Below are 15112 nucleotides of genomic sequence, written 5' to 3'. Positions count from 1 at the left end.
ATGATGGCAGAGAGGTCACACCCGTTCCCATACCGAACACGGAAGTTAAGCTCTCTAGCGCCGATGGTAGTTGGGACCTTGTCCCTGTGAGAGTAGGACGTCGCCAAGCAAGATAAAAACACAAGTCTTTTGACTTGTGTTTTTTTGTTTTTAAACAGTACACGAAAGAAGTAAAGGGAATACATAAGTAATACAAACACGTTGCCCAAGAGTAAATCATATTATATAAGAAATTGATGTATATTTTTCTGAAATTTGTTAAGGAATAGAGGTATATAATATGTTTATTTAAAAAGGGAGGAAAGATTATGAAATTAACAAGTGAAATTTGCATCGTTTGTGAGACAAAAAGAGGAGAAGGAATATATGTATATAATAATTTAATATGTTACGAGTGCGAAAGAAATCTGGTTAATACTGAGACAAATGACCCGAAGTATATACATTATTTAAAACAACTGCGAAAATTAGAAGTATCATATTTTTAAATAGGCATTATGCCTATTATTTTTTTTGCCCTAATATCTGTATAATAGATACAGAATGAATAATAAGGAAGAGATATATATGAATCAAAATCGTATGCCTTTATATGAGGCGTTAATGGAATTTAAAGAAAGGCAACTACTATCTTTTCATGTTCCGGGTCATAAGAATGGTTTAAACTTCCCTCAGAAAGCCTCAGGGGGGTTTAAGGACATATTATCGATTGATGTAACAGAGTTAACAGGATTAGATGATTTACATAGCCCGTTTGAATGTATAGATGAAGCACAGCAATTATTAGCTGAAGTATATGGCGTGCCCAAAAGTTATTTTTTAATTAATGGTTCAACAGTTGGAAATTTAGCAATGATTTTGTCTTGCTGCGGCGAACATGATATTGTCCTCGTACAAAGAAATTGTCATAAATCAATCATTAATGGTTTGAAATTAGTAGGGGCTAATCCGGTCTTTTTAAATCCATGGATTGATGAAGTACATAACGTACCAGTAGGTGTTCATGATGAAATTATTAAGGAGGCAATTACAAAGTATCCAAATGCAAAAGCACTTATTTTAACACATCCTAATTACTATGGTATGGGAATTGATTTAGAGGCAAGTATCGCTTACGCACATGCACATAAAATTCCTGTTCTAGTGGATGAAGCCCATGGGGCACATTTTTGTATAGGGGAGCCATTCCCGAAGTCAGCATTAGTTTATGGTGCGGATATTGTGGTTCATTCCGCACATAAAACATTACCTGCGATGACAATGGGATCTTATTTACATATAAATAGCCGTTTGGTGAGCGAAGAAAAAGTTTCCTCCTATTTAAGTATGCTACAATCTAGTAGCCCGTCGTATCCAATTATGGCTTCTCTTGATATAGCACGTTTTGCAATAGCAGTTATAAAGGAAGAGGGTCATAATGAAATCGTTGAGTTTTTACGCCGATTTAAAGAAGGATTGCGATCTATCCCACAAATATCCATTTTGCAATATCCATCGCAAGATGAATTAAAGGTTACGGTGCAAACTCGCTGTCAGTTATCGGGGTATGAATTACAGTCTGTATTTGAAAAGGTTGGTATATATACGGAAATGGCAGATCCATATAACGTCCTATTTATATTACCGTTACAAGTAAATGAGGAGTATATGAAAGCTATAGAGATAATTCGATTAGCTTTGCAGCAATATAAGGTAAAAGACAAGACAGCATCAATTCGTTATACTTATAAAGGGGAGATTTCCCCTTTACCGTATACGTATAAACAATTAGAGAGATACGAAACGAAGTTAGTATCTATAGAAGAAGCCGTTGGTATGATAGCTGCAGAAATGGTGATTCCGTATCCACCTGGAATTCCATTGATCATGTATGGAGAGAGAATTACTCAAGAACATACAAAGCAAATTACTCATTTAGAGAAAACAGGGGCTCGTTTTCAAGGTAGTACGAAATATATGAACGTGTATGATGTAGAAAGTAGGTTTTAGGATGAAGGGATTATTTGTAACAATTGAAGGGCCAGAAGGTTCGGGTAAAACAACATTAATTAAAAGTTTATTACCATATTTTGAGCAAAAGGAACAAAAGGTAATGGCGACGCGAGAACCGGGTGGTATTGCAATTTCTGAAGATATTAGAACAATTTTACATAAACAACAGTATACGATGATGGAAGCACGTACAGAGGCGCTCTTATATGCTGCTGCACGTAGACAACATTTAGTGGAAAAAGTTATGCCAGCACTTGAGGAAAACTATCTTGTACTATGTGATCGTTTTATAGATAGCTCTTTAGCGTATCAAGGATATGCAAGAGGCTTAGGTATGGATAAAGTATTTGAAATTAATCGTTTCGCAACGGAAGATTGTATGCCTAGTTTAACAATCTATTTAGATATTGAGCCGGAGGTAGGTTTAGCACGAATTGAAAAAGATGCAGGACGTGAAGTAAATCGACTAGATATGGAAGATATCTCTTTCCATAAACGTGTGCGTGAAGGCTATTTACAAGTTGTAGAGCGTTTCTCTAATCGCATTGTATTAGTAAATGCTGATCAACCAATGAAAAAACTTATAGAAGAAGTTGTTCAGATTATAGAAGATAAATTGTTATAATAGAAGGAAAGAATGAAATAAGTGAGGTATGCAGTATGATAAATACGTGGGAGCAGCTTTCTGCTATACAGCCCATCGGTGTCAAAATGTTGATGAATAGCATTGCAAAAGAGCGTATATCCCACGCTTACTTGTTAGAGGGAGGGAAAGGGACTGGGAAGTTCGCCACAGCAATTCAAATGGCAAAAAGTTTTCTCTGTTCAGGGAGAAATGGTGTAGAGCCTTGTCATGTATGTACGAATTGTTGCCGAATTGATTCAGGTAACTACCCAAACTTACATATTGTAAAACCAGATGGATTATCTATTAAAAAACAGCAAATTCATGATTTACAAGAAGAGTTTTCAAAAACAGGATTAGAAGCAAATAAAAAGGTATATATTATTGAGCATGCAGATCGTATGACAGCAAATGCAGCGAATACGCTCTTAAAGTTTTTAGAAGAACCAAGTAGTGATACAACAGCTATTTTACTTACTGAACAAAGTCATCAGATTTTAAATACAATCTTATCTCGTTGTCAAGTTGTTACGTTTAGGCCGTTGCCTACAGAATCTTTAATTAAGAGGTTAGAGGAAGAAGGTATTACAGTTTCTTTATCTACACTTGCTGCGCAGCTTACAAATAGTTTTGAAGAAGCTTTATTAATGTGTAATGATGAATGGTTTGCACAAGCGAGAGCTTTAGTGATAAAATTATGTGAAGCGCTCGAAAAAGATAAGGCCTCTATTTTTTTTGTACAAGAAAAATGGGGAAAGCACTTTGGAGAGAAAGAACAATTACAGCAAGGCTTAGATATGTTACTCCTTATTTATAAGGATTTATTATATGTTCAACTTGGAGAAGAAGATCGTCTTGTTTTTCATGAGCAGAAAGAGATGTTTGAATCCTTTTCTTATGCTCAGAAGCGCATTGTATCAGCTCTCTTTAATATATTAGAGGCAAAAAATAGAATCAACGCTAATGTAAATGCGCAGCTTGTGTTCGAACAGTTAGTGTTGCGGTTGCAGGAGGGATGACCGTTTTGTATGATGTAGTAGGTGTTCGCTTTAAGAAGGCCGGAAAGGTATATTACTTTGATCCAAATCAGTTCGATATCTCAGAAAATGAGTTTGTAATAGTAGAAACGGTAAGAGGTATTGAATATGGGAAAGTAGTTATTACCAAAAAGCAAGTTGATGAAAACGACGTTGTATTACCGCTTAAAAAAGTTATTCGTATTGCAAATGAAAATGATCGTACCATTGTTGAAGAGAATAGACATGCTGCGAAAGAAGCATATCAAGTTTGTCAACAAAAGGTAGGAGAACATAATCTTGATATGAAGCTTGTAGATGTAGAGTATACGTTCGATCGTAATAAGATTATTTTTTACTTTACTGCGGATGGTCGGATTGATTTCCGGGAACTAGTGAAAGACTTAGCGGCAATTTTTAGGACAAGAATTGAGCTGAGACAGATCGGCGTTCGTGACGAAGCAAAAATGCTTGGTGGTATTGGTCCATGTGGTCGTATGCTTTGTTGTTCTACTTTTTTAGGAGATTTTGAACCTGTATCCATTAAAATGGCAAAGGATCAAAATTTATCATTAAACCCTGCAAAAATCTCTGGTTTATGTGGTCGCTTAATGTGTTGCTTAAAATATGAGAATGATGAATATGAGGCAGCAAAGGAACAACTTCCTGATTTAGATCAACGTATACAAACACCGCAAGGTACTGGCCGTGTTATCGGATTAAATATTTTAGAAAGATTAATTCAAGTGGAACTAGTAGACAAGGAACGGATAGTAGAATATACGTTAGATGAATTAATTAATAAAGGGGTCGTTTCGAGTCAAACCACAGATTAATGAGGTGGGTGCTTGTGGAGAAAAAGGATATTTTTGCATCGGTTTCTAGTATGGAAGAGCAAATTGGACATTTATACAAACAGTTGGGAGAATTAAAACAACATCTTGCAGAATTATTGGAAGAAAACCAACATATAAAAATGGAAAATGAAAATTTGCGACATCGTTTTGAAGAAGTGCAGAACAAGGAAAAACAAAAAACTCAAAAACGCAAAGAAATGAAGGCGAAGACAGATATTGGTGAAGGCTACGATAACCTAGCGAGACTATATCAAGAAGGTTTTCATATTTGCAATCTACATTATGGAAGTGTACGTAAAGAGGGAGATTGTTTATTCTGTCTGTCATTTTTAAATAAAAAGTGAGATTACCTTTCCAATATAATTGGAAAGGTAATTTTTTATACATGAGAGTAGAATGAAATTTATTTTTACATTAATAGAGGATGAAATAGGGTAGGTTAAGTGTAAGAAAGGGAGCAATATATGAATTTATATGAAGATGAGCGTTTAGATTACTTATTAGCGCAAGATATGAAGATTGTACAAAGTCCATCAGTATTTAATTTTTCTTTGGATGCTGTTTTACTTGCAGATTTTGCTTGGGTGCCAATTCAAAAAGGTAATTTACTTGATTTGTGTACAGGTAACGCAGTTATCCCTCTTTTATTAAGTACAAGGACAAAAGGGAAAATTACAGGTGTAGAAATTCAAGAGCGCTTATATGATATGGGAATAAGAAGCGTTCAATATAATAATTTAGAAGAAAGAATTCATTTAATCCATGGAGATTTGAAAGATATGCCGGAGAAACTTGGACGTCATCAATATGATGTTGTAACATGTAATCCTCCTTATTTTCAAACACCACAAACTTCTGAGAAGAATATCAATGAACATTTAGCGATAGCTCGTCATGAAATTATGTGCACATTAGAGGATGTTGTATATGCAAGTAGCCAGTTAGTGAAACAGGGTGGGAAAGTAGCATTTGTACATCGTCCAGGTCGTTTGCTCGACATTGTCATATTAATGCGTAAATACAAAATCGAACCGAAACGTGTGCGATTTGTTTATCCTAAGGCTGGTAAAGAAGCGAATACGTTGTTAATTGAAGGAATTAAGGATGGGAATGCAGATTTAAAAATCTTACCACCTCTTTTTGTATATGAAGAAAACAACGAATATACAAAGGAGCTTCGTTCAATTTTATATGGAGAAGAATAAGCATTGTTTTTATGTGGTGGAGTGTTCTGATGGAAGTTATTATGCTGGATATACAAATCATATAGAAAAACGGATTCAGACCCATAATAGTGGAAAAGGTGCTAGATATACACGTGCTAGGCTTCCAGTTGTTTTAAAATATGTAGAGGATCATGAGGATAAACGAACGGCTATGCAAGCTGAATATCACTTTAAACGGTTAACGAGGAAACAAAAAGAAGAATATATGCAAAAAGGAGAACGCTATGTGGCAGCAAAAAAGCTTTCAGCAAAATGAAAAGGGAGTTTTATATTTAGTACCGACTCCAATCGGAAATTTAGAGGATATGACATTTCGTGCAATCCGAATTTTAAAAGAGGCAGATGTTATTGCTGCGGAAGATACAAGGCAAACGAAGAAGCTTTGTAATTACTTTGAAATTGAAACACCGGTTATGAGTTATCATGAGCATAATAAAGGAGTAAGTGGACGGAAAATTTTAGATAAGTTAGAAGAAGGTAAGACTGTAGCCATTGTGAGCGATGCTGGTATGCCATGTATTTCAGATCCTGGTTATGATATCGTTGTAGAGGCTGTAGCAGAACAATATCATGTTATCCCGCTTCCTGGGGCAAATGCAGCTCTTACAGCATTAATTGCATCAGGACTTGAGACAAAACATTTTTATTTCTATGGTTTCCTGCAAAGAAATAAAAAGGGACGTAAGCTTGAATTAGAAAAACTACGCTATATTCCGACTACAATGATGTTTTACGAGGCGCCACATCGTTTAGATGACACTTTAATCTCTATGCAAGAAGTATTAGGAAATAGGGAAATCGTATTATGTCGTGAGCTAACGAAAAAATTTGAAGAGTTTATTCGTGGAACAATTGAAGAAGCGATTGAGTGGACGAAGCAAAATGAAGTTCGTGGTGAGTTTTGTATTTTAGTAGCAGGTTCAACAGAAGAACCTACTCAAGAAGAACAATGGTGGGAGTCTATTTCAGTATATAATCATATTGAACATTATATAAATAAAAAAGGTATGAATTCAAAAGAAGCGATAAAAACAGTCGCTAAAGACCGAGATTTGTCGAAACGAGACGTATATCAAATCTATCATGTTGATAAAAAATAAGCTTCTCATAATTGAGAAGCTTATTTTGCTGTTTCGATATAATCTTGAAGTTCGTTTAAGACTTGTTCAGCGCCCTCTTTGCTTAAGATAATTTTACCCTCAGCTAAAGATAGGTTACCATCAGATACTTCACCAGTTACTTGGCAAGTCATGTTTGGTTTATATTTCTTTAAGATGATTTTTTCGTCATCAACGTAGATTTCAAGAGCATCCTTTTCTGCAATACCTAAAGTACGGCGTAATTCGATTGGAATTACTACACGACCTAATTCATCAACTTTACGAACGATACCAGTAGATTTCATATTTTGTTCCTCCTAATAGTTTATCAGTTTCGAGTCTATTTTTTTGATTCGTCATTTTTCGACAAAATACCCTATGGACATATGATACCAATCATTTACATTTCCGTCAATTCTTAAATTCTATATTTTTAAAAAAGATTTATAGATTTTTATACTTCTTATATATAATAGAATGTAAGTCATTTCTACAATTGTTTCGTATTATTCTTTTATAATGTTTATACTTTTCGGAAAAAAATATTGTATATTTTTTTGAATATGAGTAATAGATGATAAAGATATCGAGCATTAACTCGTTTTTATCCCGCATTAACGAGCAGTAATACTCCCACTTCAAAATTTAGCCGGAGCAAAGAAGTTAAGTGGGAGATCAACTGCTCGTAACAGCCCGATTGGTGTGGGCTAATAATCCATGGGGGATGAACACCCCCCCCCACGGATTAAAGTTTCACTTTATATGTGAGTTTTTGATATACTGTTTATAAATACATATGAGGTTATTTGGGAGGTCCAAAACGATGAAAGAGGAAAATAAGTCCTTTTATATTACTACCCCAATTTATTATCCAAGTGGAAAGTTACACATTGGACATGCTTATACGACAGTAGCAGGAGATGCGATGGCACGATATAAGCGTATGCAAGGATACAATGTTCATTATTTAACAGGAACTGATGAGCATGGGCAGAAGATCCAAAAGAAAGCAGAAGAACTAAATGTTACACCACAAGCATATGTGGATAACATTGTATCAGGGATTAAAGAACTTTGGGAGAAGATGGATATCTCTTATGATGATTTTATTCGTACAACTGAAGATCGTCATAAAGATGTTGTTGAGAAAATCTTCAAGCAGCTAGTAGATCAAGGCGATATTTATCTTGATGAATATGAAGGTTGGTATTCTGTACAAGATGAAACATTCTATACAGCGCATCAATTGGTAGATCCAATTATGGAAGGTGACAAAGTAGTTGGTGGAAAAAGCCCAGATAGTGGTCACGCTGTAGAACTTGTTCGCGAAGAATCTTATTTCTTTAGAATGGGTAAATATGTAGACCGACTATTAAAGTTCTATGAAGATAACCCTCATTTCATTCAGCCGGAGTCCCGTAAAAATGAAATGATTAATAACTTCATTAAACCAGGATTAGAAGATTTAGCTGTTTCTCGTACTTCATTTGACTGGGGAGTTCGTGTTCCAGGTAACCCAAAACACGTTATTTATGTATGGGTAGATGCGTTGTCTAATTACATTACTTCATTAGGATATGGAACAGAAAACGACGAGAAGTATAAAAAATTCTGGCCAGCAGATGTCCATTTAGTTGGGAAAGAAATCGTTCGTTTCCATACAATTTATTGGCCAATTATTTTAATGGCTTTAGATTTACCACTTCCGAAGAAAGTCTTTGCTCATGGCTGGATTTTAATGAAGGATGGAAAAATGAGTAAGTCAAAAGGAAACGTAGTAGATCCAGTTACACTAATTGATCGTTACGGATTAGATGCATTGCGTTACTACTTACTTCGCGAAGTTCCATTTGGATCTGATGGAGTATTCACACCAGAAGGATTTGTTGAACGAATCAACTTTGATTTAGCGAATGATTTAGGGAATTTATTAAATCGTACAGTAGCTATGATTGATAAATACTTTAACGGGGAAATCCCTGCATTTAAAGCAAATGTAACTGAGTTCGATGAAACGCTAGTGACATTTGCCAAAGATACATTGAAAAAAGTAGAAGAGGCAATGGAGAGTATGGAATTCTCTGTGGCGCTAAGTTCCATTTGGCAATTAGTTAGCCGTACGAACAAATATATTGATGAAACGCAGCCGTGGGTATTAGCGAAGGATGAGAATGATCGTGAAAAACTTGCGTCTGTAATGGCCCACTTAGCTGAGGTACTTCGTCAAACAGGTATTATGCTTATGCCATTCCTAACAGTAGCACCAAGTAAGATGTTTGCTCAACTTGGACTTACTGAAGAGGCGCATAAATCTTGGGAAAGCCTATCTACAATTGGATGTATTCCAGCTGGAACAAAAGTAGAAAAAGGAAACCCTATTTTCCCTCGTTTGGAAATGGAAGTAGAAGTGGGGTATATTAAAGAACAAATGCAAGGTTCTGCTCCTAAAGTAGAAGAGAAAAAAGCAGAAGAACCAAAGGCAGAAGAAATTACAATTGATGATTTCTTTAAAGTAGAATTACGAGTAGCTGAAGTAATATCCGCTGAACCTGTGAAAAAAGCAGATAAGTTGTTAAAAATTCAGCTTGATTTAGGTACAGAGAAGCGTCAAGTGGTTTCTGGGATTGCTAAATTCTATTCTCCAGAAGAACTAAAAGGTAAAAAGGTTATTTGTGTAACGAATTTAAAACCTGTAAAATTACGTGGTGAATTATCACAAGGTATGATTTTAGCAGGTGAAGAGAATGGCGTATTGTCATTAGCATCAGTTGACCAAAATTTACCAAACGGTACAAAAATCAAGTAATTGAGACAAGAAAAGAGATGTTTCACGTGTAACATTGGTGAAGCGTCTTTTTTCTTTTTAAATTCCCTTTTTTTGCATTAAAATTGTAGTATTGTTATCGTTAAGTTAGAAAGAGTGTAGTTTTTCTATGAGAGAATTGATTTCAATATAAAAGGAGTTATTTATTATGTTGTTTGATACACATTCACATTTAAATGCAGAGCAATTTGAAGAAGATTTACAAGAAGTTATCGCGAGAATGAAAGAAGTGGGAGTTACATATACGGTTGTTGTTGGATTTGATGAAGTAACGATAAAGAAAGCAATTGAATTAGCAGAGGCTTATGATTTTATTTATGCTGCAGTTGGATGGCATCCCGTTGATGCAATCGACATGAAAGAAGAACATTTAGCTTGGTTAGAAGAATTAGCTGCCCACCCTAAAGTAGTTGCAATTGGAGAAATGGGATTAGATTATCACTGGGATAAGTCTCCAAAAGAAATACAAAAGGAAGTATTCCGTAAACAAATTGCATTAGCGAAAAAGGTGAAATTACCGATTATTATACATAACCGCGATGCAACTCAAGATATTGTTGATATCCTAGAGGAAGAGAATGCAGCTGAAGTAGGAGGCATTATGCATTGCTTTAGTGGTAGTGTAGAAGTAGCGCAGCGATGTGTCGATATGAACTTTTTAATTTCATTAGGTGGGCCAGTAACATTTAAAAATGCCAAGAAACCGAAAGAAGTTGCTATGGAGATTCCGTTAGAAAAATTATTGATAGAGACAGATTGTCCATATTTAACACCACATCCATTTCGAGGGAAACGAAATGAACCGAGTTATGTAAAACTGGTAGCAGAAGAAATTGCGAATTTAAAAGGAATTTCTTATGACGAAGTAGCACAAATAACAACAAAGAATGCCAAAGCCTTATTTGGTGTTGAATAAAAAAGAATGGGGATTCCCATTCTTTTTTTGTTTTTTGAGAAGGGAGATAGTAGAAATGATAAGAACCCACTATTTACTCATAACATAAGTGTAGAAATATTGTGGATAAATTAAGATGGAGATAGAAGTGTTACAATAAGGGTAGTGAACAAAGATTTTTCTCTTCTACTTTTTAAAATGTAAGATTGGGAAAATAATAATGGAAAAGTCGTCATTTTTTTGTTTTACTAAGTAAAGATGAAACGAGTGTGGAGGCAAGCATGAAAATTAAAGAGATTATCGTTGTAGAAGGTAAAGATGATACAGTTGCGATTAAACGTGCTGTTGGTGCGGATACAATCGAAACGAACGGTTCAGCAATCGGTGATCATGTTATTGAGCGAGTTAAATTAGCGCAGCAAAAACGAGGCGTTATTATTTTCACAGATCCGGATTATCCTGGAGAGCGTATTCGAAAAATTATTTCTGACAAGGTTCCTGGATGTAAGCATGCTTTTTTATCGAAGGAAGAAGCACTTGCTAAAAGGAAAAAAGGTGTTGGAATCGAACATGCTTCTAACGAGTCGATTCGCCGTGCTTTAGAGAATATACATGAAGAAATGGAAGCTTACACAAGTGAAATTAGTTGGAGTGATCTAGTCGATGCGGGCTTAGTGGGCGGAGAAATGGCAAAGAGCCGCAGAGAAAGAGTGGGTAAGCTATTAAAGATTGGTTATACAAACGCAAAACAGTTACATAAACGTTTACAAATGTTTCAAGTTTCAAAGGAATCATTTGCAGAAGCTTATAAGCAAGTAATACAGGAGGAAAAAAAATGAAGGATATCGCAACACCAAATCGTACGAAAGACATTGTTGAAAAGTATGGATTTTCATTCAAAAAAAGTTTAGGACAAAATTTTTTAATTGATACAAATGTATTAAATCGTATCGTTGATCACGCAGAAATCGGTTCAGAAAGTGGCGCAATTGAAATTGGACCAGGTATCGGTGCGTTAACAGAGCAATTGGCGAAGCGTGCAAAAAAAGTAGTGGCTTTTGAAATTGATCAGAGATTATTACCAATTTTAGACGAGACGTTAGCTCCATATAGCAACGTTACAGTTATAAATAAAGATGTACTAAAGGCAGATGTACATGAAGTGTTTAGTGAGCAATTTGAAGAAGGACAAGATGTAATGGTAGTAGCTAACTTACCATACTATATTACAACGCCAATTTTATTTAAATTGCTTGAAGAAAAATTACCGGTTCGTGGATTTGTTGTTATGATGCAAAAAGAAGTTGGAGATCGTTTAGCTGCTAAACCCGGAACGAAAGAGTATGGTTCTTTATCAATTGCCATTCAGTATTATACAGAGGTAGAAACAGTTATGACTGTACCGCGTACAGTGTTTGTACCACAACCAAATGTTGATTCTGCGATTATCCGTCTTCTAAAGCGTCCTAAACCAGTTGTAGAAGTGACAGATGAAACTTTCTTCTTTGAAGTAGTACGAGCAAGTTTCGCACAGCGTCGTAAGACTTTAATGAATAATTTATCAAATAATTTAAATGGTTTCCCGAAAGATAAAGAGCTGTTGGATCGAATTTTAACAGAAATAGGAATTGATCCGAAGCGAAGAGGCGAAACGCTATCTATCGAAGAGTTTGCAACATTAAGTAATGCATTAATTCTTCATAAATTGTCATAAGAATATGAAAGGGACAGTTCAACTTGAGCTGTCCCTTTTGTCACCTTTCCTTTCCTAAATTCATACTTTAAAAACAGGTAAGATGGCCTAACGAGTTTGGAGGTAGGAGAATGGCTTTACATGTTGGAGAATTAGTTGAACGATATTCTCATAATAGGGATATTCTTTTTCGTATTATAGAAATAAAAGGCGAGATAGCAATATTATTTGGAGAGGAAATTAGACTTGTGGCGGATGCGCCACTTGCAGATTTAATTAGTATAGATCAACGAGAACATAAAAAAAGAGTGAAGCGTGAAAAAGAAACAATGGAGCGTACTTACCGGTTGTTTCAGCAAGATTACGTGTTGATGAAACAAAGACATGAACATACTTCAACTGGTGGATATACAAGTGAAGTGAATTATTTTCAAATGCCAGGGCGTGTATTGCATATAGATGGAGATCCTTTATATTTGCGCAAGTGCTTAGACTTATATAATAAAATAGGCGTTCCTGTTCAAGGTATTCATTGTAAGGAAACGGAGATGCATGAAAAGGTAGTAGACTTAATAGATCATTTTCGCCCAGACATTTTAGTTATTACAGGACATGATGCATATACAAAGTCAAAAGGAGCTATGGGAGATTTAGCAGCATATAGACATTCTAAACATTTTGTACAGGCCGTTCGAGAAGTGCGAAAAAAGTATCCATCATTAGATCAACTCGTTATTTTTGCTGGGGCTTGTCAATCACACTTTGAGGCGTTGATTCGAGCAGGTGCTAATTTCGCTAGTTCACCGTCTAGAATTAATATTCATGCTCTAGATCCGGTATATGTAGTCGGCAAAGTTAGTTTCACCTCATTTATGGAAAGAGTCAATGTATGGGACGTTGTGCGTAATACAATTACTGGTGAAAAGGGATTAGGCGGAATTGAAACAAGAGGGATTTTACGAACGGGATTACCCTTTCAACATTATGATGAATGAGCAAGGTACATACGTATCTTGCTTTTTTATGTGGAAATGATTTAAATGAATCTGGATAAAAAGCGACAAGAACGTGCAGACTATACAATGATACTTGTACAATATAGTATTTCTTCTATCTATTTGAACGCATAATGCTTTTATAATGATATTGTCTGTAAATTGCGGTTAATAATTGGGATAGATATATCGTGCTTTAAGTGTTCAATCTAAATTACAGCGAGGTGTAGCAAGGTATATGTCAAAACGTTTAGATGAAATTAAAAGCGAATTAGATCACCATCTTGGACAGCGACTTGTGTTAAAGGCGAATAGTGGAAGAAGAAAAACTGTGGAGCAATCGGGTGTGCTTGCAGAAACGTATCGTTCTGTGTTTGTTGTACAGTTAGACCAGCAAGAAGATGCATTACAACGTGTATCTTATAGTTATGCAGATGTTTTAACAGAGACAGTAGAGTTAACATTTTACGATGAACCTCATAATGAAGCATTTTATAATTAATGTGTTATTTGTTACATATATTCCCACAAATGAAACGCTATATTATTTTGCATACTAATTATACCGTAGCAAAATAAGGAGGGACTCTGCATTGAGTAGACGAAGAGGAGTCATGTCAAATCAATTTAAAGAAGAGCTTGCAAAAGAGCTTGGCTTTTATGATGTTGTTCAGAAAGAAGGATGGGGCGGAATTCGTGCGAAAGATGCTGGTAATATGGTGAAACGTGCTATAGAAATTGCAGAACAGCAATTAATGAAACGAAACCAGTAGTTGTAAGATACTTTCTATGCTACGGTAGCCGAGGAGAGATTCCTCGGCTTTTTGCACGCTAAAAGGTGCCATCATTTGACATAAGTAGTTTCATTCTGAGTGCTTTTCGTTATAATTAGGGAAGTGTCATCGTCTTACTATAAATTTATGGTAAAATAAACGATAAAAGATTGAGTACATAGAGTGGGTGAATAGATTGAAGCTACTAGTGAAAGCACCAGCAAAGATTAATCTGTCGTTAGATGTACTGGGAAAAAGGCAAGATGGATATCATGAAGTGAAAATGATTATGACAACGATCGACTTAGCAGATCGTTTAGAGCTAATGGAATTAGCAGAAGACCGTATTGAAATTTTGTCCCATAATCGGTATGTCCCAGACGACCAACGCAATTTAGCTTATCAAGCAGCGAAATTATTAAAAGGGAAGTTTAATGTAAAAAAAGGTGTATCTATTACTATTGAAAAAACGATTCCAGTAGCCGCAGGATTAGCAGGTGGAAGTAGTGATGCAGCAGCGACATTACGTGGCCTTAATAAGTTATGGAATTTAGGGCTGACAATTGAGGAATTAGCAGAGCTTGGCGCAGAAATTGGGTCAGATGTATCGTTCTGTGTATATGGCGGAACTGCAATTGCCACTGGAAGAGGAGAAAAAATTGAACATATAAAGACTCCACCTTCTTGTTGGGTTATTTTGGCAAAGTCCCACATCGGTGTATCTACTGCTGATGTGTACGGAAATTTAAAATTAAATCGTGTTACACATCCAAATGTAGATAAAATGGTTGAAGTCATTAATGACGGGGACTATAAGGGGATTTGTGATACTGTTGGTAACGTTTTAGAAGATGTTACGTTTGTGATGCATCCTGAGGTTGCACGTATTAAGGCGCAGATGAAACGATTCGGTGCGGATGCCGTATTAATGAGTGGAAGTGGTCCAACTGTATTTGGTCTTGTGCACCATGATTCGCGAATGCATCGTATATATAACGGATTAAAAGGATTTTGCGAGCAAGTATATGCAGTTCGTTTATTAGGAGAGCGAGAAACGCTTGAATAAAGACGTATAATACGTTATGATTTGTTTAGAATATTCGTGATTTGAGGTGA

18 protein-coding genes and 1 rRNA gene are annotated in these 15112 nt (G+C 35.6%); 18 read left to right on the top strand and 1 reads right to left on the bottom strand.

The features are described 5' to 3' along the window. The 10 genes from rrf to rsmI form a co-directional block, all read left to right on the top strand. A 5S ribosomal RNA gene (gene rrf, locus MR071_RS21720) occupies positions 1-109 on the top strand; the annotation flags it as partial. A 199-nt stretch (positions 110-308) separates the two neighbouring features. After that, complete coding sequence (locus tag MR071_RS21715; protein WP_105587694.1) at positions 309-488, top strand: sigma factor G inhibitor Gin; 180 nt, start codon at positions 309-311, stop codon at positions 486-488. 79 nt (positions 489-567) lie between these two features. After that, positions 568-1989 (top strand): aminotransferase class I/II-fold pyridoxal phosphate-dependent enzyme, encoded by a 1422-nt coding sequence (locus tag MR071_RS21710; protein ID WP_242237942.1) that lies wholly within the window; start codon positions 568-570, stop codon positions 1987-1989. A gap of 1 nt (position 1990) precedes the next feature. Then, complete coding sequence (gene tmk, locus MR071_RS21705) at positions 1991-2617, top strand: dTMP kinase (RefSeq protein ID WP_105587691.1); 627 nt, start codon at positions 1991-1993, stop codon at positions 2615-2617. Positions 2618-2652: 35 nt separating this feature from the next. Then, positions 2653-3636 (top strand): DNA polymerase III subunit delta', encoded by a 984-nt coding sequence (gene holB, locus MR071_RS21700; protein WP_105587689.1) that lies wholly within the window; start codon positions 2653-2655, stop codon positions 3634-3636. Positions 3637-3641: 5 nt separating this feature from the next. Continuing rightward, positions 3642-4469, top strand: coding sequence for a PSP1 domain-containing protein (locus tag MR071_RS21695; RefSeq protein ID WP_002144546.1), 828 nt, complete (start codon positions 3642-3644; stop codon positions 4467-4469). 14 nt (positions 4470-4483) lie between these two features. Continuing rightward, positions 4484-4834, top strand: coding sequence for a DNA replication initiation control protein YabA (yabA, locus tag MR071_RS21690; RefSeq protein ID WP_002009639.1), 351 nt, complete (start codon positions 4484-4486; stop codon positions 4832-4834). Between the two features lie 120 nt (positions 4835-4954). Beyond that, positions 4955-5695, top strand: coding sequence for a tRNA1(Val) (adenine(37)-N6)-methyltransferase (locus MR071_RS21685; protein WP_105587688.1), 741 nt, complete (start codon positions 4955-4957; stop codon positions 5693-5695). Beyond that, positions 5682-5972 carry a GIY-YIG nuclease family protein gene (locus MR071_RS21680; RefSeq protein ID WP_105587687.1) on the top strand — a complete coding sequence of 97 codons (291 nt, stop codon included), beginning with the start codon at positions 5682-5684 and terminating at the stop codon, positions 5970-5972. Before MR071_RS21685 ends, MR071_RS21680 begins: the two co-directional genes overlap by 14 nt. Continuing rightward, a complete protein-coding gene (gene rsmI / locus MR071_RS21675; protein ID WP_242237940.1) occupies positions 5941-6816 on the top strand; it encodes a 16S rRNA (cytidine(1402)-2'-O)-methyltransferase in 876 nt (291 codons plus the stop codon). Before MR071_RS21680 ends, rsmI begins: the two co-directional genes overlap by 32 nt. Before the next feature lie 20 nt (positions 6817-6836). On the opposite strand, the gene MR071_RS21670 is transcribed toward rsmI, so the two are convergent. Beyond that, positions 6837-7121 carry an AbrB/MazE/SpoVT family DNA-binding domain-containing protein gene (locus MR071_RS21670; RefSeq protein WP_000843037.1) on the bottom strand — a complete coding sequence of 95 codons (285 nt, stop codon included), beginning with the start codon at positions 7119-7121 and terminating at the stop codon, positions 6837-6839. A 491-nt stretch (positions 7122-7612) separates the two neighbouring features. Here MR071_RS21670 and metG point away from each other — a divergent pair, with 491 nt between their 5' ends. From metG to ispE, 8 genes are all read left to right on the top strand, one after another. After that, positions 7613-9622 carry a methionine--tRNA ligase gene (metG, locus tag MR071_RS21665; RefSeq protein ID WP_255835619.1) on the top strand — a complete coding sequence of 670 codons (2010 nt, stop codon included), beginning with the start codon at positions 7613-7615 and terminating at the stop codon, positions 9620-9622. Positions 9623-9788: 166 nt separating this feature from the next. Continuing rightward, the gene (locus MR071_RS21660; protein WP_002124521.1) at positions 9789-10556 is read left to right on the top strand and encodes a TatD family hydrolase; all 768 of its coding nucleotides are present in this window, start codon (positions 9789-9791) and stop codon (positions 10554-10556) included. 260 nt (positions 10557-10816) lie between these two features. After that, the gene (gene rnmV / locus MR071_RS21655; protein WP_105587680.1) at positions 10817-11374 is read left to right on the top strand and encodes a ribonuclease M5; all 558 of its coding nucleotides are present in this window, start codon (positions 10817-10819) and stop codon (positions 11372-11374) included. Further along, positions 11371-12249: a 16S rRNA (adenine(1518)-N(6)/adenine(1519)-N(6))-dimethyltransferase RsmA gene (rsmA, locus tag MR071_RS21650; RefSeq protein WP_105587678.1), complete on the top strand. Its 879-nt coding sequence runs from the start codon at positions 11371-11373 to the stop codon at positions 12247-12249. The genes rnmV and rsmA overlap by 4 nt, the downstream gene beginning before the upstream one ends. A 110-nt stretch (positions 12250-12359) precedes the next feature. After that, positions 12360-13223 (top strand): sporulation peptidase YabG, encoded by an 864-nt coding sequence (gene yabG / locus MR071_RS21645; protein ID WP_105587677.1) that lies wholly within the window; start codon positions 12360-12362, stop codon positions 13221-13223. Between the two features lie 238 nt (positions 13224-13461). Further along, positions 13462-13725, top strand: coding sequence for a biofilm formation stimulator Veg (gene veg, locus MR071_RS21640; protein ID WP_002107294.1), 264 nt, complete (start codon positions 13462-13464; stop codon positions 13723-13725). Between the two features lie 91 nt (positions 13726-13816). Further along, a complete protein-coding gene (sspF, locus tag MR071_RS21635; protein WP_002094215.1) occupies positions 13817-13996 on the top strand; it encodes an acid-soluble spore protein SspF in 180 nt (59 codons plus the stop codon). Positions 13997-14192: 196 nt separating this feature from the next. After that, positions 14193-15062: a 4-(cytidine 5'-diphospho)-2-C-methyl-D-erythritol kinase gene (gene ispE, locus MR071_RS21630; protein ID WP_242237935.1), complete on the top strand. Its 870-nt coding sequence runs from the start codon at positions 14193-14195 to the stop codon at positions 15060-15062. The last annotated feature ends 50 nt before the right edge of the window (positions 15063-15112 follow it).

Origin of the sequence: Bacillus cereus group sp. BfR-BA-01316 (assembly GCF_022664195.1) — a bacterium.
Taxonomy (GTDB): domain Bacteria; phylum Bacillota; class Bacilli; order Bacillales; family Bacillaceae_G; genus Bacillus_A.
The sequence above is the reverse complement of the archived record's forward strand: the minus strand, read 5'-3'. Positions and strand labels throughout refer to the sequence as shown.